The sequence below is a fragment of the Pseudomonas sp. NFACC04-2 genome (assembly GCF_900119265.1).
In the GTDB taxonomy this organism is placed as follows: Bacteria; Pseudomonadota; Gammaproteobacteria; order Pseudomonadales; family Pseudomonadaceae; genus Aquipseudomonas; species Aquipseudomonas fluorescens_AA.
Map to the genome: position 1 here is coordinate 308,874 of NZ_FPJC01000001.1, position 20,215 is coordinate 329,088.

The following is a 20,215-nucleotide window of genomic DNA, read 5'->3' on the forward strand; positions in this document are numbered from 1 at the left end:
GGTAACACCCCACTCGACTTCAGGAGTTCCACACAATGGATGCAATCATTCTCGACCTCGGCGGCGACATCAAGGGCGACAGCCTGCTGGAGGGGTTCACGGACAAGATCGAGGTCATGTCCTACAGCCATAACGTGGCCATGCAGGTCACCAACGACGTCAGCAACTCGGAGCGCACCTCCGGCCGGCCCCACATCGGCGAATTCACCCTGACCAAATTCGTCGACAGCTCCACCCCCACCCTCAATGAGTATTGCTGTGCCGGCAAGCCAATCCCGCAAGCCGTCATCACCATCGGCCGCAACGCCGCCGAAGGCAGCGGCAAACTCATGCCCTTCATCATCTACACCCTGACGAATGTCGTGCTGTCCAACGTCAGTGTCAGCGGCGGCACTGGCGGCAAACCGGTGGAAACCCTGTCGCTGAACTTCACCAAGATCAAATGGGAACTTACCGCGCAGAAAGACGACGGCACCAAGGAAGGCACGGCGGGCACGACGTGGGACCTGGCCGCCAACAAAATGACCAAGTAAGGCAGCCGCGTCCATGGCTGGCTTCGGGCTGCGCCCGCCCTTGTTCGAACGCCTGGCCAGCCCGGCGGACGATATCGGGCGGGCATTCGATCGACAGGCGTTGCAAGACTCGGTGCATGCCGAACTGTCGCGCCTGTTCAATACCCGACGCGGCCCACGGGCGCTGACCGAACCGCCGAGCATCCTCGACTACGGCATCGCCGACTGGACCGCGCTGCAACAGCAGCGCAGCGATGACCGCCGCCAACTGACCCGGGAAATCCGCCAGGCCATCACCCACTTCGAACCTCGCCTGCGTCTGGGCGAGGTCCAGGTCTGCCCGGTGCCAGGCCATCCGCAGCAACTGTGTATTCGGCTGTCGGGCGAGCTGCGCGGCGACCTCCACGCATGGCCCGTGGCCTTTGTCATCGAGCCCGCCGGCGACGGCCTGGAGGTACGCCATGAGCGACTCGATTGACCCACAACTGCTGGACTATTACCAACGCGAGCTGACCTGGTTACGTCACGCCGGGAGCCTGTTCGCCGAGCGTTATCCCAAGGTCGCACGGCGCCTGGAACTGTCCCCCGGTGAATGCCCCGACCCCCACATCGAGCGCCTTCTGGAAGGGTTCGCCCTGCTGGCCGCACGCTTGCAACGGCGGCTGGACGACGATTACGCCGAATTCAGCGATGCCCTGCTCGAACAGCTTTACCCGTTGGCCATGCGGCCCTTGCCATCGTGCGCCATCGTGCAGTTCGAGCCCGACCCGAGCAAAGGCAACTTGAACGAGGGCTACCCGCTGCCCCGCGACACACCGCTGTTCGTCACCACCGACACAGGCCAGAGTATTCACTTTCGCACCACGGCCGCCGTGCATCTGTGGCCAGTCCACGTCAGCGAAGCGCTGCTGTTGGGCAGCGATGAGACCCAGGCGCTGACCGGGGTGGTCCAGGCCCGTTCGGCCTTGCGCCTGGAATTGCGATGCCTGGGGGAAAGCCAGTGGTCAACACTGGGGATCGACTCGCTACGGGTGCACCTGGCGGCGTCACCGATGATCAACGCCGGGCTGTACGATTTGCTGGGCGCTCACGCCATCAAGGTCCTGGCCGGCGCGCCGGGCAGCGTGCCCGAGCCGTTGGCCGGCTTGCCGCAGATCGTCGGCTTCGCCAGCGACCAAGTCTTGCTACCGGACGAGGACGGCGTGCACCCTGGCATGCGCCTGCTGGCCGAGTACTTTGCCTTCCCGGATAAATTCGGTTTCTTCGACCTGCCCCTGGCCGGCGCCACCAGCGACAGCCAGGCCTTGTACCTGTACATCGTGTTCGACCGGGCGCCCAGCAGTCGCCTGCCGCTCCAGGCCAGCGACATCGCCCTCGGTTGCACGCCGGTGATCAACCTGTTCCCCCGCACGTCCGAGCCGCTGCGCCCGGATGGCACCCGCAGCGAGTACCGGCTGGTGGCCGACAGTCACCGGGAAAACAGCGTCGAGATCCACAGCATCCGAGGCATGCGCGCCATCTCCGGTCAGGGCGTGCGCAAAGTGCCGGCCTATTACGGCAGCCAGCATGGCAGCGACCAAACCTGCTACTGGCACGCGCGCCGGGTCAGCGGCATGAGCCCGAACCGGCTGGGTACCGACTTGATGGTCAGCCTGGTGGACACCCGGTTCGACCCGTTGGCCGACACCCGCGACTACAGCCTCACCGCCGAACTGCTGTGCACCAACCGCCACCTGGCCCAAAGCCTGCCGGCCGGTACGCCGCTGGGTTTCGAGCGCCCGGGACCGGTGGCCTGGGCGCGCCTGCGCAACCCACCCAGCCCGCAAAGCCTGCCACGCCTGGACGGTGAATCGCGCTGGCGGCTGGTGTCGCAATTGACCCTCAACCATCTGTCACTGGTCGAAGGCCCCCAGGCACTGGACGCACTGCGTGAGATTCTCCAATTGCACAACCTGCGGGACGAGGCCAGCGCCCACCGCCAGATCGAAGGGGTCGCGGGACTGGGCTGCGAGCGCGTCATCGCCCATGTCGGCGAAGATGCCTGGCGTGGCTGGCGCAACGGCCTGGAGGTGCGCCTGCAACTGGATCCGCAACACTTTGTCGGCAGCAGCGCCGTGCTCTTCTCCGGTGTGCTGGCGCAGTTCTTTTCCCTTTACGCCACCGCCAACCGCTTCGTGCGCACTGTGCTGGTCCAGTCCGACAAGGAGGTGATGACATGGCAACCCCAAGCCGGCAAACCCCTGGTGCTCTGAACCTGAGCGAGCGACTGCGACGCGATCCGCAACGCTTCGAATGGCTCCAGGCGCTGTTGTTGCTCGAACGCGAATACCCCCAGGCCGAGCCCCTGGGCAGCGGCACCGCGCCGCACGCCGAGGCCTTGCGCCTGCGCGGGCCCTTGACGCCGCTGTTCGCCGCCAGTGAAGTCGAGAGCCTGGACCACGAACCCGGCTTGCCGCCCACCTTGACCACACCGATCTTCGGCCTCGGTGGCCCGGACGGCCCGCTGCCCTACGCCTACCAGGAATGGCTGCAACAGCGAGCGCGGGCGAAGGATCACGCCCCGGCGCAATTCCTCGACCTGTTCCAGCATCGCCTGCTCAGCCTGCTTTACAAGGTGATGCGCAAACATCGCATCGCCCTCGGTTTCACCGCCCCAGCCGCGTCCGCCGTACATGCGCAACTGCGAGCGTTGACCGGCCTGCTGCCCAAGGCCTTGCAAGAGCGCCAGGCCGCCCCCGACTCGGCGGTCCTGGCCTGCACCGCGCTGTACGCCGATGGCCGGCGCTCCCTGGACGGGTTCGCGGCGATTGTTCGCGAGCAGTTCGGCTTACCCGTGGAACTGAGCGCCTACGAAGGCGGCTGGCGTGAAATCCCGCCGGCCAGTCGCAGCCGCCTGCAACCGGGCGGACGCAACTTGCGCCTGGGCCGCAACGCGGTGGCCGGCACCCGGGTCTGGGATGAACATGCCGGTGTGCGCCTGACCCTCGGCCCGCTGAGCACGTCCCAGGCCGGCGGATTGCTGCCCACCGGCGAGACCCATCCGCTGCTCGCCAGCCTTTACGCTCTGTATTTCGGCCCCGACCTGGACTGCACCCTGGTGCTGCTGGTTCGCGGTGCCGGCCCGCTGCAACTGGGTCGCCAGGCAGCGCCACGGCTGAACTGGAACGGCGGCCTGCAACGCCAGCCGAGCTTGGCCGTGCAAAGGATCGAAACCCGCCTTCGTCAGCCGGAGATCGCCTGAAATGGAACTGGCCAGCCTGATCGGACGCCTCAACCCGGACAACCGCCGCGCCCTGGAGCGGGCCGCGCAACGCTGCATGCAGCGCAGCCACCACTACGTGGAAATCGAACACCTGCTGTTGGAGTTGCTCGACATCGAGGGCGGTGACTTCGCCTGCCTGCTGCCGCGTTTCGGCCTGGAACGTGACGCGGTGGCCGCGCAAACCAACAAGGCCCTGGACCTGTTCAAATCCGGCAGCACCCGCACGCCCGCCCTGTCGGCACACACCATCGGCCTGTTGGAAGACGCCGTGGTCCAGGCCAGCGTGCTGGGCCTGGACAGCATTCGCTCCGGGCTGTTGCTGCTGGCACTGCTGGACCGTGATGAGCGCCGCAGCCTGCTGCTCAACAGCGCCTCGTCGTTGCTGCGCATTCCCCGCGACGCCCTGCGCGCCCATCTATTGGAATGGACCGAAAGCTCCCGTGAGCATGTCGCTGGCGTGCGCCCGGCCAAGCCCGGCGAGGCGCCACAGAAACAGGACCCGGTGCTGGACCAGTACACCCAGGACCTGACCGCCGACGCCCGGAACGGTCGCATCGACCCCATCGTCGGCCGCGACGGCGAAATCCGTCAGTGCATCGACATCCTGCTCAGGCGCCGGCAGAACAATCCGATCCTGGTGGGCGCGCCGGGTGTCGGCAAGACCGCCGTGGTGGAAGGCCTGGCCCTGCGGATCGCCGCCGGGGATGTGCCGCCATCGTTGCAGGAAGTCACCCTGCGCGTCCTCGACCTGGGCCTGTTACAGGCCGGCGCCGGGGTCAAGGGCGAATTCGAACAACGCCTCAAGGGCGTGATCGACGCGGTACGCAGCGCCGAAAAACCGATCATTCTGTTCATTGACGAAGCCCACACACTGATCGGCGCCGGCGGAGCAGAAGGTGGCAGCGATGCCGCCAATCTGCTCAAGCCGGCCCTGGCCCGGGGCGAACTGCGCACCCTGGCCGCCACCACCTGGCTGGAATACAAAAAATATTTCGAGAAAGACCCGGCCCTGGCCCGCCGCTTCCAGTTGGTGCAAGTCGAAGAGCCGGACGAACTCACCGCCGTGGAAATGCTCCGCGGCGTGGCGAGCAAACTGGAACAGCACCACGGCGTGCAAGTGTTGGACGCTGCCATCCACGAAGCGGTGAAGCTGTCCCATCGCTACATCTCCGGGCGGCAGTTGCCGGACAAAGCCATCAGCGTGCTCGACACTGCCTGCGCCCGGGTGGCCCTCGGCCAACACGACGTGCCGCCGCCGCTGGAAAGCCTGCGCCACCGGCAGAACAGCCTCAAGGATGAAGTCGAACGCCTGCGCCGCGAACAGGCCACCGGCCTGGATCACCGCGAGCGCATCACCCTGCTGGAGGACGAATCGACCAGCAATGTGCAGGCCATCCGTGAGCTGGAAACCCGCTGGGGCGAAGAGCGCGAAGCCGTGCGCGAACTGCTCGACACTCGGCGCGAACTGCTCGCCCTGAGCGAACGGGCCGACAGTGAAAAAGCCGACACCGATATCGATAACCGCATCGACCACCTGGCCGCCGAACTGCTGCGCCTGGAAGCCGGCCTCGATGCCATTCGCCAAGACGATCCGCTGGTGCCCGAACAGGTGGACAGCAAGACCGTCGCCGCGGTGATCGCTGGCTGGACCGGCATTCCGGTCGGCAAGATGCTCGCCGACGAAGCCCACGCCGTGCGCACCCTCGGCCAGCGCATGAGCCAGCGGGTCATGGGCCAGGGCACGGCGTTGAACACCATCGCCCAACGCCTGCAAGCCTACCGCGCCGGCCTCACCGACCCGCAGAAACCGGTCGGCGTGTTCCTGCTGGTGGGCCCTACCGGCGTGGGCAAGACCGAAACCGCCTACGCCCTGGCCGATGCCTTGTACGGCGGCGAACGCAACCTGATCAGCATCAACCTTTCCGAGTATCAGGAAGCCCACACCGTCAGCCAACTCAAGGGTGCCCCACCTGGCTACGTCGGCTACGGCAGCGGCGGCGTGCTCACCGAAGCGGTGCGGCGCAAACCCTATTCGGTGGTGTTGCTGGATGAAATCGAAAAGGCCCACCCGGACGTGCTCGAAGCCTTCTACAACGTCTTCGACAAAGGCCTCATGGAAGACGGCACCGGCCTGGTGGTGGACTTCAAGAACACCGTGATGCTCGCCACCAGCAACGTCGGTGCCGAACTGCTGCTGGACACGCCGGTGGCGCAACTGGGCAGCGACGCCTTCAACGAGGCCTTGCACAAGGTGCTGCTGCAAGCGTTCCGTCCGGCGTTTTTGGCGCGCATGACGGTGGTGGCGTACCGGCCGCTGGATGAAGTGACGCTGGAAGGGATTGTGCTGGCGAAACTGGAGAAATTGCGCGGGCGCTACAAGGCGGCGACGGGCAAGCAGTTCGAGTTCGATGCCGGGATCGTCAAGGCCGTGTTGGCCAAATGCAGCGCGGCGGGGGCACGGGATGTCGAGAATGTGTTGATGACACAGGTGACCGGGAAATTGGCGGAGTGGGTGTTGGAGTAAGGAGTACAGGGTTCATGAGAATCGCTAGCTTCAACGTTGAAAAAAACGGCAAGTCTTCCACCCTGGAAAAGCAAACCCAGGTGGACATCTTTCTCTACAACTGTTGTTCCAGTAACTACTGGGATGCGGACATCGTGTTTTTGTGTGAAATACATTCGGCGCAAATCGACAACTACCGCTCGAACCTGGCTGCCATTTACAAGAACTACAGTGTTTATGCTTTTACTGGCGGCTATTCGAACGCCTACATCGTCATGGTTAAAAGCTTTGAGCGGTTACAAGTGATCAGCCAGGGCAGCCTGTTTACCCTGAACAGGGATTTGATTGCGGTGGAGGCCAACGGCGTGAAGGGGTATACGGGCTACGTATTTCTCGCACACTTCAAGTCCGGCCAGAATGGTGTGACCAAGAGCCAGCTCAAATCCTGTACCGCCCTGGGCGGTAAATGGGTCGCAACAGGTGACCTGAACCTGGATTATAACAACGTAGGGCAACTCGATACGGCGGGGCTTGCCTATGAGTGTTGGAACGGCCAGCAGACCCAGAACAAAGGCGGCATTCTCGACTGGGTACTGGCATCGGTGGACGTGAAGGTCGTGCCGGTCGACATCACCGGTCTCGCCCAGGTGTTCGATATGTCCGGCCCCGATCACCGCCCCATCCTTTTCGATGTGACGAGCTGAACGACAACGGTCGTCGTTTTCCACGCCCTGCCGAGGACGCTTGATGCCCCGCGCCACCGACAGCAACACCACCCTCTCCCTCACCGCCAGCTCGCTGGCGGCGCTGTACCCCGACTCGCTGTCCGGCGAAGAACGCCTCAATGCCTTGGGCTCGCACATTCTCAACGGCATCAACGACGGCGCCTCGCTGGACCTCACCACGGCCGTCGCCAGCCACGTGACCACCACGCTGCACAAGGACGCCTTGCTGCGCCCGCTGGATGGGCTGGTGGCCGAGATTCGCCAACTGCCGGCCGATGCCACCGCCGAGCGTTATCAGCTGTTGCTCCGGCCCTGGCTCTGGTGGCTGAGCCTGGCCAGCAACAACCGCGTGTTCCAGAACCTCGCCACATCGGACATCGTCGCCACGATTTTCAAGGCCCACGGTTTCACCGACTTCCAGCTCAAGCTAAGCGGCAGCTATACCCCACGTGAATATTGCGTGCAATACGGCGAAACCGATCTGGCCTTCGTCTCGCGCCTGCTGGAGGAAGACGGGATTTTCTGGTTCTTCAGCCATGAAGACGGCAAGCACACGCTGGTCCTGGCCGACAGCAACGACGCCTTTTTGCCCATCCCCAATGGGCCGACGGTGAATTATCTCGGGCAGAAAATGGGTGAGCGAGAACTGCACGGCATCCGCTCAGGGCAGCTGTGCCTACAGGCGGTGGCCGGGGTTTACCAGGCCACCGATTATGAATTCACCACGCCGACCACATCGCTCTTCAGCCAGGCAGAAGCCGTGGCCGGGCCGAGTTCGATGTACGAACATCCGGGCGGCTATACCGCCAAGGCCCAGGGCGATGCACTGACCAAACAGCGAGTGGACGGCCTGCGCAGCCAGGAGAAACGTTTTGTCGGCGAAAGCGACTGCCGCTGGCTGGTGCCGGGGTATTGGTTCACCCTCGCCGGCCATGAAGATACGACGTTGAACATCGATTGGGTGGTGACGTCGGTCAGCCATGAAGCCAGCCATGACAGCTACCGCAATCGCTTCGAAGCGATCCCCAAGGCCACGGCCTATCGACCAGCCCGCGTCACCGCAAAACCGCGCATGCACACTCAGACGGCCCTGGTGGTGGGCAAGGCCGGCGAAGAGATCTGGACCGATGAATATGGCCGGATCAAGTTGCAGTTCCCCTGGGACCGTACCGGCAAGAACGACGAGACTTCCTCCTGCTGGGTGCGCGTGGTCCTGCCCTGGAGCGGCAAAGGCTTTGGCATGCAGTTCGTGCCGCGCATCGGCCAGGAAGTCATCGTGACCTTCATCGACGGCGACCCGGATCGTCCCTTGGTCACCGGTTGTGTCTATAACGGCGATAACGCCCTGCCCTACGCGCTGCCGGCGAACCAGACCCAATCCGGAATCAAGACTAACTCGTCCAAGGGCGGTGGCGGGTTCAACGAGTTGCGCTTCGAAGACAAGAAGGACGCCGAAGAAGTGTTTCTCCAGGCGCAAAAGGACTTCAATATCAACGTGCTCAACGACACCACCGCCACCGTCGGCCACGACGAAACCCTCACGGTGCAGAACGCCCGCACCCGCACGGTGAAGGACGGCGACGAAACCGTCACCCTGGAGAAAGGCAAGCGCAGCGTGATCATCCAGACCGGCAGCGACAGCCTCGATGTGAAGGACACCCGCACCGTCACCGTGGGCTCGGACCAGACCCACAGCACTGGCGGCAACTTCGCGCACAAGGTCACCGGCAACTATGACTTGACGGTGGACGGCAACCTGACCATCAAGGTCAGCGGCACCCTGACCCTGCAAAGCGGCGGCAGCTTCACCATCAAGAGCGGTGCGGACCTGGCGGCCCAGGCCAGCACGTCCATCAGCCAGAAAGCCGGCACGGCCCTGAGCAATCAGGCCGGGACATCATTGGAAAACAAGGCTGGCACCACCCTGACCAACGACGCCGGCATCAGCCTGGTGAACAAGGCGGCCGCCGAACAGACTGTGGACGGCGGCGGCATGCTGACCATCAAGGGTGGCCTGGTGAAGGTCAACTGACGGGAGCACGGCGATGACCACAAAAAGACTGGACCTGGAACGTGGCGACAGCCGGCTGGACGGGCAACTGGTCGATGGCCGGCTCGACGGCCCGCTGCACATCGAAGAAGCCCAGCGCACGCAAGCAAAACTCAACTACAGCCACGGTGAACTGCAGGGCACCAGCACCCTGTATCACCCCAATGGCAAGGTCTCGGCGGTCCTGCCGTTCGTAAAGGGAAAATTGCAGGGTGTGGCGAGCTTTTACGCGGCCGAAGGCGGCTTGCAACGCCAGGCCACGTACCACCTCGGGTTGCTGCACGGTGAGGCCAACAATTACTTCCCCGACGGGCAACTGGCCGAAGCCGAGGTCTATCGCGACGGCGTGCGCGACGGCCGTTACCGCCGCCTGCACCCCAACGGCAGCCCGGCGGTCGAAGCCCGCTACCTCAACGGCCAACTGCTGGAACCGGCCCAAGCCTACGCCGAAGACGGCCGCCCACTGGACGCCGAGGGCAAACCGATCTCCCGGCTGCGCTGGTGGTTCAAGCGCTGGAATGACCCTGTTTAAGCATGTTCCCTGACTTTCCTGTGGGAGCGGGCTTGCTCGCGAAAGCGGTGGGTCGGTTGCAACAATGGCGCCTGTGCCGTCGTCTCCCCGGCTCACTGAAAGCCATACCTTTTGCTGGGGTCGATCACGCTAAAGCGCCTGCGCAACATACCCACGTATGGTATCGAACGCGGTCCGGCGCGATGCAGACTCATTCTCCAGCGACACCCACTTTCTCAATGCCGAGAGAGATGGCTTTCGCCTAAGCCCTTGAGCCAAGCCTTCGGAGAACGACCATGACCACGCATTTGAACGCCCCTGTAGCAAAGGATGGAATGCATCCGGATTCAAACATGAGCTTGCACGCTACCTCGTACGAGGAGTTGGTCCCTTCGCGTTATGCGCTAAAGATTGGCGAGATTGACGTACTGGTGGTCAGCGATGGGGTGTTGCCCCTGCCGACCGCAACGATGTCCACCAATGCCGACCCAGACGTCCGCGCGGCCTGGTTCAAGGACATGTTCCTGGGCCCGGACGCCTTCGATTGGGCGTTGAACGTGCTGGTGGTACGTAGCGGCGAGCAGACCATACTGGTGGATGCCGGGCTCGGCGGCCAGTTCCCCGGTTTCCCGCGGGCCGGGCAGTTTCCCAAGCGTCTTGCCGCCGCCGGTATCGATCTGGCGTCGGTGACCGACGTGGTGATTACCCACATGCACATGGACCACATTGGCGGGCTGCTGGTCGATGAAGTGAAGCATCGGCTGCGCCCTGACCTGCGGATCCATGTGGCCGCGACCGAGGTGGCATTCTGGGCGGCGCCGGATTTCTCCCTCACCTCCATGCCCTCGCCGGTACCGGACGTGCTGCGCGCCACCGCCGAGCAATTCATGCACGAGTACCATGACAAGCTGCGCACCTTCGAGCAAGCCTACGAGGTCGCCCCGGGCGTGGTCGTCAAGCGCACCGGCGGCCATACGCCAGGGCACAGCGTGGTCCACGTGACCTGCGGCGAGGAGCGCTTGACGTTCGCCGGCGATGCCTTGTTCCCGGTCGCCTTCGACCACCCCGATTGGCACAACGGCTTTGAACATGACCCGGAAGAATCGGTCCGCGTTCGGGTCCGCCTGATGCAAGAAGCGGCAGCGTCCGGTGAGCTGCTGGTCGCCACGCACCTGCCGTTCCCCTCCGTTGGCCGGGTGGCGGTCGACGGTGACGCCTTTCGTTGGGTAGCGGCCTATTGGGACTACTGAGTGCCCGTTGGACCGAGGCCAGCGTCCTAGCCGGACGCTGGTCCTGACGCGATGATCAGCGTGCGGGACGCTCATTGATCGCGCTCGCAGCCTGGAACAGGATTTTCCCGACAAAATCGATTTCCTGCTCGGTGATGATCAACGGCGGCAGGAAGCGGACAGTCGCGCCGTGGCGGCCGCCCAGTTCAACGATCAATCCGTGCTTCAGGCACGCCTGCTGGAAAGCCTTGGCCCGGGCCGTGTCCACCGGCGGATGCCCCTGTACATCGAGGGTGCCCTGCGGGTCGACGATCTCCATGCCGAGCATCAAGCCACGTCCACGCACATCGCCGATCCAGTTGAACTCGTTTTGCAGTGCCTGCAATTGTTTTTGCAGGTGAGCCCCCACCGTTTCGGCGTGCTGGACCAAGCCTTGATCGCGGATGAAACGCAAAGTCGCGGTACCCGCCGCCATCGCCAACTGATTGCCGCGGAACGTGCCGGCGTGAGCACCCGGCTGCCAGACGTCCAGTGACTCGTGGTAAACCATCACCGACAGCGGCAACCCGCCGCCAATGGCTTTGGACAGGGTGATGACATCCGGCGTGATGCCCGATTGCTCGAAGCCGAACATCCGCCCGCTGCGGGCGATGCCGCACTGGATCTCGTCGACGATCAGCGGGATACCGTGGGCCTGGGTCAACCGGCGCAATTCCTGCAGCCAACGGTCCGGCGCGGCAATCACCCCGCCCTCACCCTGGATTGGCTCCAGGATCATCGCCGCGGGTGCGGTCACCCCACTTTCCGGGTCGTTGAGCAAGTGCTCAAGGTAGCGCACGTTCAAGGTCACCGCCTGATCGCCGGCCACCCCGAACGGGCAACGATAATCGTGGGGGAACGGCAGGCGCTGTACCCCTGGCATCAGGGCGCCGAGGGCATTTTTGGGCGACAGGTTGCCGCTGATGGCCAGCGTGCCCAGGGTCATTCCGTGGTAGGCCCCTTCGAACGCCAGGACCGAGTGTCGCCCGGTGGCGGTGCGGGTCAGCTTGAGCGCGGCCTCGACCGCATCGGCCCCACTCGGGCCGCAGAACTGGATGCGTGCGTGACGAGCGAACTCGCTGGGCAGGCAAGCGAAAATTTCCTGGACGAATGCGTCCTTCACAGGTGTCATGAGGTCCAGGGTATGCATCGGCACACCGGCCGCCATGACCTGGGTGATGGCCTCGATGATCACCGGATGGTTGTGTCCCAGCGCCAGGGTTCCGGCACCGGCCAGGCAATCGACGAACACTTGCCCCCGGCTGTCCTGCACATAAATGCCATGGGCCCTTTCAAGCACCAGGGGAATGCGTCGCGGGTAACTGCGGGCGTTGGACTCCTGCTGTTGCTGACGCTCCAGCAGCGGCGTCGAATCGAGGCAGTAAGGGCTCGACAGACCGGTGTGCAACAGGCGTAGCTGTTGCGCGCCACCTGCTGTGACATTCGAAAAAGCACTCATGATTTCCTCCATGGAGGCTGGGTTTGGAAGGGAACGAACAGCCTGGAAACAAACATCCGAAACGTTGGAGCAGGCGCGGGGAGATTGCCTCCCCGCGCCCTTGGGTTTACATGTCGTAACGCAGAATCATCCCCACCGTACGCGGTGCGCCGACGTCGATGATGTCGTCGCTGCGGTTATTGGTGACGTACTCTTTGTCGAACGCGTTCTTCACGTAAGCGGAAACCGCGACGTTCTTGGTGACTTTGTACTCGGTGTTGAAGTTCACCAGCACGTAGTTGTCGCTACGGCGCTCACCGGTGACCTTACCGCTGGCATCGAACTCATATTCCGAAGGCGCGGTGCTCTGGTAGGTAACGTCCGTGCCGAATATCAGACGGTCGTCGAAGCGATAGACACCGCCCACGGACACCTTGTACTTGGGCGAGTAAAGGAACGACTCACCGCTCATGTCCTGGCCGCTGCCCGTGACGAAGTCCTTGTATTTGCTATCGGTAACGGCGCCACCGACATTCAGGGTCAACTGTTCAGTGATGTCCTTTTCTACGAAGACTTCCAGGCCCTTGATGTCACTGCGACCGGCGTTGAAGACATCAATGACTGAGCTACCGTTCTGCCGCACGCTGACCTGCTGGTCTTTCCAGTCCGTGTAGTACAGGTTAGCGCGGGTACGCAGAGTCTTGTCGAAGAACGAACCGCGATAGGACAGTTCGTAGTTGGTGGTGTATTCCGGATCATAGGATTGGTGACCACTGCCGGAGCGCAAGTTGACGCCACCACCGCGGTAGCCTTTCTGCACCATGAAACCGAGGTATTGGTCGGTGGCCAGTTCATAGTCGATGCCAAGCTTCGGCAGCACCGCATCAAACGACTTGCTGACTTTGGCCGATTCGGAGAAGTCGTCCTGCTTGACGTCGGTGTCGTTCGTTTCGTGGTCGTACCGCAGGCCGGTGATCAACGTCCAGCGCGGTGCGAAGGTCCAGTTGACTTCACCGAACACGGCCTTGTTCTCGATGGTGGTATCGCCCTTGACGGTACCGAACAGCGCGTCGTCGAACAACAACCGGTCGTGGAAGTCGTTGGAGTTGTGGCCATAGTACGCACCCACGAAACTCTTCACCGTATCCGAGGTGTAATTCAGACGCAGCTCCTGACTGAACAGGTTACCGTCCTGCTTACGCAAAACCACTTGGTTGTCCACGGCAGTCTGGTCGAAGTCCAGACGGTTACTGTAGTCCGTGCTGGTGTTGGCGGTCATGCTTGTCAGCGACCAGGCATCGTTCAGGCGATAGTCCACCTTGGCGCTGAGGGTGTCCTGCTTGAGGTTGTCGAAGGCCTTGGTGTTGGACGCGATGTCGTAATAGCTCGGCTTGCCGTTGACGCGCATGGTCGAACGGTCGCCCTGGCGGTGTTCGCTGTGGGCGTAGGTCAAGAGGACATCGGTGTCATCGTTAGGCAGGATCAGCAATTTGCCGCGGACGTTGCTGGTGCGACGCGGGTTGGCGTCGTCATTGAGCGTGGTGTTGCGGATGTAGCCGTCACCTTCGCCGTAATCCACGGCGATACGCCCGGCGATCTTGTCATCCACGATAGCCCCGCCACCCGCCACGGCCGCGCCGCGTTCACCGTAGTTGCCTACGTTGGTCTGCGCCGAGAAGCTCGGTTCGAAGGTTGGGTTCTTGGTCTGGATAACCACCGCGCCGGCCAGGGAGTTACGGCCCTGAGTGGTGGATTGCGGGCCAAGGAAAACCTCGACCTGTTCGGCATCCCAGAGCGGGACCGGGCTGAGGGTCAGTGCGCGGTTGGGTTGCACGGCACCGTCGACATATACCGATACCGCACCGTTGAGAGCCGCCGGGCCCTGATCGTCAAAACCGGACACCGGCACGCCACGGATACCCCAGTTCTCATTGCCGGCCTGGCTATAGATGCCTGGCGTGCGGGCAAACACATCCACCAGGTCCTTGTCGCCGTGCTCACGCAGATTCTTGTCGGTGACGACCACGACGCTGGACTGGGTCTTTTCGAGGGTACGGTCGATCTTTTCACCGGTCACGGTGATTGGAGCGATCTCCATCTTGCCGGCTTCTTCAGCCGCCCAAGCGCCGTTGCTCAAGCCTATGGCCGACCCTACAGCCAACGCAATTGTGTTCTTTTTGAAATTCACGCCCCGCTCCCCTGCGACAGATATTTTTGGTTTTTTGAGCTGGCCGAAGGCTGTTTGGCGCCAGCGGAGCGGAGTCTAATCCAAAAAAAAAATTAAATAAATAGTATTGATAATCCATCTCATTTGTACCTAATATGTCGTCTTGTATTGAGTTGAATACATTACAGACGAGTCCTACACAACCGACCGCTGCCCTGCTTTCAAGGTCTTGTGACTGGTCGAAGAGCTATAAGAGGATGCACAAGGATGACCTCAATCGAACACCTGAACGGGCGTTCCGAGCTGTTTTCAATGGCGCCCACGGATGCAAGCGCCCAATCGCTGCCCGTGCTGGTGCAAGGGGCATCGGGACAGTCGATCCATGATCTGGACGCCTCGATTCGCGACGGCCTGGCCCAGGTCCTGACTACGGTGGGCGGCGTATTGTTGCGCGGTTTCACCGTCGCCACCCCCATCGATTTCAAGCGCTTCGCCGCCAGCTTCGGCGCGCCGCTGGCCAGCTACGAGTTCGGCTCGACGCCGCGCAGCAAAGTCTTCGCCGGGGTCTATAGCTCCACCGAGTACCCGGCCCATCAGTTCATTCCATTGCACAACGAACAGGCCTACACCCGCCCCTGGCCTTCGCGCATCTGGTTTCACTGCATCAAAGCCAGTGAAACCGGCGGCGAGACCCCGATTGCCGACAGCCGCCTGATCTACCAGCGCATGCCTGCCGAGATCCGCGAGCTGTTCGCCAGCCGCGAGCTGCTTTATGTGCGCAACTACAGTGGCGCCCTGGACCTGCCCTGGGAAAAAGTCTTCAACACTCAGGACCGGGCCCAGGTCGAACGCTACTGCCAGGACAACGACATCGAGTGGGAATGGAAAGCCGATGGCGACCTGCGCACTCGCCAGCGTTGCGCCGCCGTGCAGCAGCATCCCGAGACCGGTGAGTGGGTCTGGTTCAACCAGGCGCATCTGTTCCATGTCTCGGCCATCGAACCAAGCGTACGCGCCAGCCTGCTGGCGGCGGTGGGTGAAGAAAACCTGCCGCGCCATGTCTATTTCGGCGACGGTTCGCCGATTGCCGACGACATGCTCGACACCGTGCGCGAGGTTTATCGCGAGACTGCCATCAGTTTCCCCTGGCAGCCCGGCGATATCCTGATGCTCGACAACCGACTGGTGGCACACGGTCGCAATCCTTTCACCGGTGACCGCAAAGTCATCGTGGCCATGGCGTGAACTGCACATGTTTTCATTCGAACACTGGATCGACGTGCTGGAAGCCAACGCCCAGCACTTCCCTCAGCGTGCCGCCCTGCATTTTCTGCCGGACGGCGTAGAGATTGGCGAAACCCTGACGTTTGCCCAACTGCACGAGCAATCCCGCTCACTGGCGGCTGCATTGCAAGCGCGTTATGCGCCGGGTGATCGGGTGCTGTTGATGCTGCCCAGCAGCCTCGACTACGCCCGCGCCTTCTGCGCTTGCCTGTATGCGGGCCTGATTGCGGTGCCGTTGTTTCCGCCACCGTCGCGTAAACCGCGGCACCTCGACCGCGTGCGCAACGTGGTGGTGGATGCCGAGCCGGCGCTGATTCTCGCCCCGGCGGATTATTGCGAAGGCTTGCTGGAACTGGTGGAGGGCCGGGTCGATGTGCTGACTGTCCAGGACCTGGGCACACCACCGGCCGGCCAATGGCAACGCCCGGCCATCGACGCTTCGACCGTGGCCTTCCTGCAATACACCTCAGGGTCTACCGGCTCGCCGAAAGGCGTCGAAGTGCGTCAGCGCAACCTGATCGCCAACGTCGAACTGATGCGCCAGGCCTACGCGTTCGACGAACACGGCGCCATGGTCAACTGGCTGCCGCTGTACCACGACATGGGCCTGATCGGCGGTATGCTGGCCCCGCTCTACAGCGGCATGCCGTGCTACCTGATGGCTTCCCAGACCTTCGTCAATGCGCCGTCGACCTGGTTGCAAGCGTTGAGTCGCTACCGCGCCACCGCCAGTTTCGCCCCCAATTTCGCCTATGCCCTGTGCAACCGCGTGGTCAGCGATAACCTCATCGCGCAGCTCGACCTGAGCGCCTGGAAGCACGCGATCAACGGCGCCGAACCGATCCACCCTGGCACCCTTCAAGCGTTCGCCCAGCGCTTTGCCGCCTGCGGCCTCGACCCGTTGGCCATCAGCCCCGGTTATGGCCAGGCCGAAGCGACCCTGTGTGTCAGCGCCACGCCGGCCGACGCGCGGCCGGTGGTGCTGCGCCTGGACAAGGCCGTGCTGGAGACCGGCCGCGTGGCGCTGGCGGCGGCCGATGCCGCCGCCGTGGAGTTCGTCGCCTGTGGCTACCCGCAAGCCCTGCACAGCATCGCCATCGTCGACCCGCACACCTTCGAGCAATGCGCCGCCGATCGCATTGGCGAAGTCTGGCTCAAGGGCCCGAGCAACGCCGAGTCTTATTGGAACAATCCCGAAGCCACGCGCGAAGCCTTTGAAGCCCGGATTGTCGGTTCATCGGACTATTACCTGCGCTCCGGCGACCTGGGCTTCATGCACGAAGGCCAAGTCGTGATCTGCGGACGGCTCAAGGACCTGTTGATTCTCAATGGACGCAACCTCTACCCCCACGACATCGAATTCGCCATTACCGACGCCGAGCCGGGCATCCGCACCGGGCGCATCGCCGCCTTCTCGGAAATGGACCCGGCACTGGGCCGCGAGAAGCTAGTGATTGTCGCCGAGCCGCACCGCAAGTTCGTCGACCCGGCACATCACCCGGCGCTGTTCGCCTCGATGCAAAACGCCGTTCGCGAAGCCGCCGACTGTGGCATCGACCAGATCGTGCTGGTGCAAGCCGGCACCATCCCGATGACCACCAGCGGCAAGATCGCCCGTCAAGGCGCACGCAAACAGCTCGCTGCGGGCACGTTGAGCATCATCGCCCAGAGCGGTGCAGTGCTGGCCGCGAACGGCGAGCTCCTTGACCTTGCCCAGCTCAAGCGCCTGGTGACCGAAACGCCGCAACAGGCCCAAGCCGCCTGCCGCCAATGGCTGGAACAGACGCTGCACGCAGTCAACCCGTACTTTTGCGCCGACTTCAACCTCAGCCTGATCGGCCAGGGCCTGGACTCCATCGGCGTCGCCGACTTCGCCGCGCGCCTGCACAAGGACCTGGGCTGGAACCTCGATATCCAAAGTCTGTTCGGAGAGACCACCCTCGGACAATGGGCGCTGGCCCTGCAAGGCTTCCTGAATCAGCCGGTGCCGACGGCCGAGGCTTCGGCCGAGCAGGCCAACCTCAGCCAGGGACATCAATCGTTCGCCCAGCGTCGTCTGTGGTTCCTGCGCCAATTGAACCCGGACGACACCCGCCACAACCTGGTGCTGCACCTGCGCCTGCAAGGTCCGCTGGACATCGAGACCCTGGCCCTGCGGTTGAACACGCTGGTGGAGCGGCATGGTGTGTTGCGCACGGTGTACCGCGACGGTGTCGATGGCCCGCAACAACACGTGTTGCCGGCCACGGCGGTAGCGCTGGTCCATCACGATGTGCGTGAGCAGAATGAAGCGCAGCAACAACAGGCACTGAGCCAGCGCTTGGCCCACGAACACGCCACCCCCGTCGATTTGCAAGCCGGCCCGCTGCTGCGGGCGCAGTTACTCAGCCGACATGACCAACAGCATGACCTGCTGCTGACCCTGCACCACATCGCCTTCGACGGGCGCTCGGCGCAACTATTGCTGGCGGAACTGGCGGGGTCAGCGGACGCCGCGCTCCCGGGGCAATACCTCGATTTCGCCCAATGGGAAGCCCGGCACTGGAACCAACAACGGATCGCCAGCGAGCAGGCCTTCTGGCGCGGCCACTTGGCCGGCATACCCCAAACCTTGGAATTGGGTGGTAGCGGCCAGGCCCCTGGCGAACACAGCCTGGACTTCAACGTGCCCCAAGCCAGTTGCGAGCGGTTGGCAGCGCTGGCCCGCGAGCAAGGCATGACCTTGTTCATGCTGTTGCTGGCCTGTTATCAATTGGTGCTCAAGCAACTGGGCGGCCAGCAGCAATTCCTGCTGGGCACCGACGTCAGCGGCCGACCATTGGCCGAGCACAACGACGTCATCGGCTTCTTCGTCAACCAGTTGACCCTGCGCTGTGATCTGCGTGGCGAGCCAACCCTGGCCGGCTTGTTTGAGCGGGTTCGCGATGAAGCGCGCCTGGCCTACGCCCATCAAGGCCTGCCTTTCGATCTGGTGGTCTCGGCCCTCGCGCCGCAGCGCCGTCCCGGTCACTCACCGCTGTTCCAGGTCAAGCTCAACTATCAACCGTCGCGGGTGACCCCGACCGCCATCGCCGGCGCGCAGTTGGCCGCGCTGGACGTGGCCCAGGCTCCGGGGGATTTCCACCTGGTACTCGACCTCGTGCACGGCAGCGAAGGCCTTGCCGCGACCCTCAAGTATCGCGGCGAATACTTCGACCAGGGCCGTGCCTTGCGCCTGCAACACCTGTGGATGTGCCTGCTGGAACAACTGCACATCCTGCTGGACGAGCCGTTGCCGGCACTGGCCGAGCGCATCGACAGTTGGGACCAGGCCTTTGCCCGTGAGCGGCAACAGTCCCAGGCCCTGGCCGGTCGCAGCCAGATGATGCAAGCCAAACGTCGCTCCTTGTCCCTTTAACCGAGTCGGATGCCGTTATGTCTATCTTGCCCCCATCGCCACGCGCCCTCGGCGCCGTGCGTCGCAAAGCCATGAACGTCTCGGAACAACAACTGGTGACCGAGCGCCTGCTCAGCCCGGACCACGCCCTGCCCCTGGTGATCGAGCCAGCGGTCAGTGGCGTTGATCTGGTCGCCTGGGCCACCCGGGAACGCGAGTCGTTGGAAAAGAAACTGCTGCAGTACGGCGCCCTGCTGTTTCGCGGCTTCAATGTCGCATCCGTCGAGCAGTTCGACCAGGTGATCGCCGCCCTTTCCCCCGGAGCACTGGAATACATGTTCCGTGCCTCGCCCCGGACACGGGTCGGCGGCAACATCTACACCTCGACCGACTACCCGGCCGACCAGATGATCTTCCCCCACAACGAACACTCCTACTCACCGCGCTTCCCGCTGCGGCTGTTCTTCTACTGCCAACTGCCGTCCGAGACCGGCGGTGAAACACCGATCGGCTCGACCCGCGCCGTGAAGGCCAGGATCAGCCCACAGATCGAAGCGCGGTTCCGGGAAAAAGGCGTGCTGTACGTTCGCAACTACGGCGACGGTTTCGGCCTGCCGTGGCAGACCGTGTTCCAGTCCGAAGATCGCGGCGAAGTGGAAGCCTACTGCGCCAGCGTCGGCATCGAAGTGGAATGGAAAGACAACAATCGCCTGCGCACCCGCCAGCGCGGACCGGCCGTGGTGCGCCACCCCCGCACCGGCGAAGAGGTCTGGTTCAACCACGCCACGTTCTTCCATATCAGCACCCTGCCTGGACGAATCCGCGATTCGCTGCAAAGCAACTTCAACGACCTCGACCTGCCCACCAACACCTTTTATGGCGATGGCGACCCCATCGAGCCCCAGGTCCTGGAGTCGCTACGCGCGGCCTACCTCGACTCGCTGGTGCGGTTCAGTTGGCAACAGGGGGACGTGTTGTTCATCGACAACATGCTCGCTGTGCACGGTCGCGAACCCTTTACCGGCAAGCGCGCCATCATGACCGGCATGGCTGAAGCCCTGCTGTCGAGCGACGTTGCCGTCTGACATTCAACGGGTCCACCCGCCGTTCGCAGGAGGC

Annotated in this window: 14 protein-coding genes; 12 read left to right on the forward strand and 2 right to left on the reverse strand. The window is 63.3% G+C overall.

The window, feature by feature from the left end; genetic code table 11:
* Nucleotides 1-35 precede the first annotated feature (35 nt).
* The 9 genes from BT125_RS01340 (at nucleotide 36) to BT125_RS01380 (ending at nucleotide 10,813) form a co-directional block, all read left to right on the forward strand.
* Nucleotides 36-533, forward strand: a complete 498-nt coding sequence (locus tag BT125_RS01340; RefSeq protein WP_046063980.1) for an Hcp family type VI secretion system effector — start codon at nucleotides 36-38, stop codon at nucleotides 531-533.
* A 13-nt stretch (nucleotides 534-546) separates the two neighbouring features.
* Nucleotides 547-990, forward strand: coding sequence for a type VI secretion system baseplate subunit TssE (gene tssE, locus BT125_RS01345; protein ID WP_072404620.1), 444 nt, complete (start codon nucleotides 547-549; stop codon nucleotides 988-990).
* Nucleotides 974-2,764, forward strand: a complete 1,791-nt coding sequence (gene tssF, locus BT125_RS01350; protein WP_072404622.1) for a type VI secretion system baseplate subunit TssF — start codon at nucleotides 974-976, stop codon at nucleotides 2,762-2,764. Before tssE ends, tssF begins: the two co-directional genes overlap by 17 nt.
* A complete protein-coding gene (tssG, locus tag BT125_RS01355; protein WP_072404624.1) occupies nucleotides 2,728-3,753 on the forward strand; it encodes a type VI secretion system baseplate subunit TssG in 1,026 nt (341 codons plus the stop codon). Before tssF ends, tssG begins: the two co-directional genes overlap by 37 nt.
* Before the next feature lies 1 nt (nucleotide 3,754).
* Nucleotides 3,755-6,298: a type VI secretion system ATPase TssH gene (gene tssH, locus BT125_RS01360; RefSeq protein WP_072404626.1), complete on the forward strand. Its 2,544-nt coding sequence runs from the start codon at nucleotides 3,755-3,757 to the stop codon at nucleotides 6,296-6,298.
* Nucleotides 6,299-6,312: 14 nt separating this feature from the next.
* Nucleotides 6,313-6,981, forward strand: coding sequence for an endonuclease/exonuclease/phosphatase family protein (locus tag BT125_RS01365; protein ID WP_072404628.1), 669 nt, complete (start codon nucleotides 6,313-6,315; stop codon nucleotides 6,979-6,981).
* A 43-nt stretch (nucleotides 6,982-7,024) separates the two neighbouring features.
* On the forward strand, nucleotides 7,025-9,034 hold the full coding sequence (tssI, locus tag BT125_RS01370) for a type VI secretion system Vgr family protein (protein WP_072404631.1): 2,010 nt from the start codon (nucleotides 7,025-7,027) through the stop codon (nucleotides 9,032-9,034).
* A 13-nt stretch (nucleotides 9,035-9,047) separates the two neighbouring features.
* The gene (locus BT125_RS01375) at nucleotides 9,048-9,584 is read left to right on the forward strand and encodes a toxin-antitoxin system YwqK family antitoxin (protein ID WP_072404633.1); all 537 of its coding nucleotides are present in this window, start codon (nucleotides 9,048-9,050) and stop codon (nucleotides 9,582-9,584) included.
* A 275-nt stretch (nucleotides 9,585-9,859) separates the two neighbouring features.
* Nucleotides 9,860-10,813 carry an MBL fold metallo-hydrolase gene (locus BT125_RS01380; protein WP_072404635.1) on the forward strand — a complete coding sequence of 318 codons (954 nt, stop codon included), beginning with the start codon at nucleotides 9,860-9,862 and terminating at the stop codon, nucleotides 10,811-10,813.
* A gap of 55 nt (nucleotides 10,814-10,868) precedes the next feature.
* On the opposite strand, the gene BT125_RS01385 is transcribed toward BT125_RS01380, so the two are convergent.
* Nucleotides 10,869-12,290, reverse strand: a complete 1,422-nt coding sequence (locus BT125_RS01385) for a diaminobutyrate--2-oxoglutarate transaminase (RefSeq protein ID WP_083564417.1) — start codon at nucleotides 12,288-12,290, stop codon at nucleotides 10,869-10,871.
* A gap of 106 nt (nucleotides 12,291-12,396) precedes the next feature.
* Complete coding sequence (locus BT125_RS01390; RefSeq protein WP_072404637.1) at nucleotides 12,397-14,457, reverse strand: TonB-dependent receptor; 2,061 nt, start codon at nucleotides 14,455-14,457, stop codon at nucleotides 12,397-12,399.
* Between the two features lie 246 nt (nucleotides 14,458-14,703).
* On the opposite strand from BT125_RS01390, the gene BT125_RS01395 reads away from it, so the two are divergent.
* Genes BT125_RS01395 through BT125_RS01405 form a run of 3 tightly spaced genes read left to right on the forward strand, consistent with a single transcriptional unit; the run spans nucleotide 14,704 to nucleotide 20,181 of the window.
* On the forward strand, nucleotides 14,704-15,681 hold the full coding sequence (locus BT125_RS01395; RefSeq protein WP_083564419.1) for a TauD/TfdA family dioxygenase: 978 nt from the start codon (nucleotides 14,704-14,706) through the stop codon (nucleotides 15,679-15,681).
* 7 nt (nucleotides 15,682-15,688) lie between these two features.
* Nucleotides 15,689-19,117, forward strand: coding sequence for a condensation domain-containing protein (locus BT125_RS01400; RefSeq protein WP_072404639.1), 3,429 nt, complete (start codon nucleotides 15,689-15,691; stop codon nucleotides 19,115-19,117).
* A 17-nt stretch (nucleotides 19,118-19,134) separates the two neighbouring features.
* Nucleotides 19,135-20,181, forward strand: a complete 1,047-nt coding sequence (locus BT125_RS01405; RefSeq protein WP_072404641.1) for a TauD/TfdA family dioxygenase — start codon at nucleotides 19,135-19,137, stop codon at nucleotides 20,179-20,181.
* Nucleotides 20,182-20,215 lie beyond the last annotated feature (34 nt).